3 protein-coding genes are annotated in these 2103 nt (G+C 62.2%); 1 reads left to right on the top strand and 2 read right to left on the bottom strand.

The features are described 5' to 3' along the window. Nucleotides 1-686 (bottom strand): aldo/keto reductase (locus EN935_RS32845; RefSeq protein ID WP_164771562.1); only part of this gene is annotated, 686 nt, incomplete at its 3' end. A 120-nt stretch (nt 687-806) separates the two neighbouring features. Continuing rightward, nucleotides 807-1328 carry a gamma-glutamylcyclotransferase gene (locus tag EN935_RS32840; RefSeq protein ID WP_109671627.1) on the bottom strand — a complete coding sequence of 174 codons (522 nt, stop codon included), beginning with the start codon at nt 1326-1328 and terminating at the stop codon, nt 807-809. Nucleotides 1329-1479: 151 nt separating this feature from the next. On the opposite strand from EN935_RS32840, the gene EN935_RS32835 reads away from it, so the two are divergent. Beyond that, nucleotides 1480-2103: DUF2125 domain-containing protein (locus EN935_RS32835; protein ID WP_127374068.1), on the top strand; the 624-nt coding region annotated here is incomplete at its 3' end.

The raw sequence follows: 2103 nt of genomic DNA, 5'->3' as shown, positions 1-2103 counted from the left end.
AGATCGGCCTCGCTGCGGTATTTGCCGCTGAGAAAACCCTTGGCCAGGCTGAAATAGGTGATGACGCCGATGTCCTCGGCCACGCACAGATCGCGCAGCGGCCCGTCAAAGGACGAGCGATCGTAGAGATTGTATTCCGGCTGCAGCACCTCGTAGCGCGGCAGGCTTCGCAGGCTCGCCACATCAAGCGCGGCACGCAACTGGCCGGCGTCGAGGTTCGAGCAGCCGGCATAGCGGATCTTGCCCTTGGCGAGCAGCTTCTCGTAGGCGCCAAGGGTTTCCTCATAGGGCGTCGTCGGGTCCGGCCAATGCGACAGATAGAGGTCGATGACATCGGTCTGCAGCCGCTTCAGCGATGCATCTACGGCCTTTTCGATGTAGGCGGCGGACAGGTCCTTGTGTCCTTGCCCCATATCCGAACCGACCTTGGTGATCACCACGACCTTGTCACGATTGCCCCGGTCTTTCATCCACTTGCCAATGATGGTTTCCGACTCACCGCCCTTGTGGCCAGAGACCCAGCGCGAATAGGCGTCCGCCGTATCGATAGCGTTGAGGCCGGCCCCGACGAAGCGGTCGAGCAGGTCGAACGAGGTTTTCTCGTCGGCGGTCCAGCCGAAGACATTGCCGCCCAGAACCAGCGGCGCGATGGACAGGTCGGTGCGACCGAGACGGCGTTTCTGCAAGGCGTATCTCCAGGATGATTGGGGTGGGCGAATGCGGCCCACTGGCTGAGGTTCGAAGCCTAACTAGGTCTTGCCTGATCGAGGTCAAAGGCCTGGCCGCCTTTTTCCGCAGAGCCAGCTTCACAAAGGCGCGACCTGCCTGGCGACATCCTCCAGCCAGTGGTCGCGGATGCCCAGCGCCTTGAGATGCTCCAGCGTGCTGAGCACATAATCTTCGTTGATGCCGGATTGGCCGACGGCACCGCGCACCACCGCCGCCGCATGTGCCGCATCGAGCGCGCCGGCATATTGCTCGTGCTGGCGGTCGACGATGTAGGTCACCGCTTCGACCGTGCGGCCGCTGTCGAGGCGAACCTTGAGCATACGCTCGAGATAGACATTGGTGACCAGCTCGCGCTCGCGCAGATAGGTGATGACCTCGTCGCGCAAGCCGCCGGGAACGCGGAACGCCAGGCCGATGCAGGAGCCGCCGCGGTCGAGGCCGAGTACCAGCCCCGGTCGTTCACGCGTGCCGCGATGCACGAAGGAATAGACGCAGAGCGACCGGCGATAGCCGTGCAGACGGGCGCGTTGTGTCTCGACATGCGCGAAACCCGGCCGCCAAATCAGCGAACCATAGCCAAACACCCAAAAATCGCCCATATCGCCGCGCCTGATTGCAAAAGAATGGCAGCACCACAGGGAATCGGTGTTTTTTCCGCCCTTCTCTGTCTACCTATTCGTCTCTGTCTACCTGTTGTTGGCGGAATCGACTGTCCGTCCGCAACACCCTTGCGTTAACGAGAGCCAAAGCATGACGTCAAGTGACGAACGCCAGCCGAGTAACAACGGTCGCCGCCTGTTCTGGCTTGCAGCGTTCATCGTCGTGCTGTTCGCCATCTACAGCGGCGGCTGGTTCTATCTGGCTGACCGGGTGAGGACCGAGGCCGACAAGGCGGTCGCCACGCTGAACAAGACTGGCGTCGAAGCCGGCTGCGCCAACCTGCAGGTCAGCGGCTATCCCCTGAGCTTTAGCGTCTCCTGCGACAACCTGGCCTACGAGGACGATGCCAAAAACATCGCCGCTTCGGCCGGCAGCTTCAACGCAGCCGCCCAGATCATCCAGCCTCTGTCACCGGTAGCCAATCTGCGCGGTCCGCTCAGGACCTCCGTTCCGGACATGGTGCCGCTCTGGATCGACTGGGACAATCTGCAAGCCAACGTCAAATTGTGGTGGCCGCTACCGCAGCGGATTTCTCTGGAGGCGGAGGGCCTGTCCGGCCAGACCGATCCAGCCGACGACACCGATCCGATGCAACTGTTCAGCGCCGGCAAGGCATCAGGTCAGTTGCAGCCGAACGGCGGAGATATCGACTATATCGGCAGTTTTGGCGATCTCGAGATAGATCCCGACGCGATCGGCGGGCGCGGGCTGCCG

It is taken from the genome of Mesorhizobium sp. M7D.F.Ca.US.004.03.1.1 (assembly GCF_003998635.1).
Lineage (GTDB): Bacteria > Pseudomonadota > Alphaproteobacteria > Rhizobiales > Rhizobiaceae > Mesorhizobium > Mesorhizobium loti.
This window is presented reverse-complemented; position numbering and strand designations above follow the sequence as displayed.

Excerpts from the sequence above, each read along its gene's own strand:
- EN935_RS32840 (WP_109671627.1), bottom strand. The coding sequence starts at position 1,328 with ATGGGCGATTTTTGGGTGTTTGGCTATGGTTCGCTGATTTGGCGGCCG.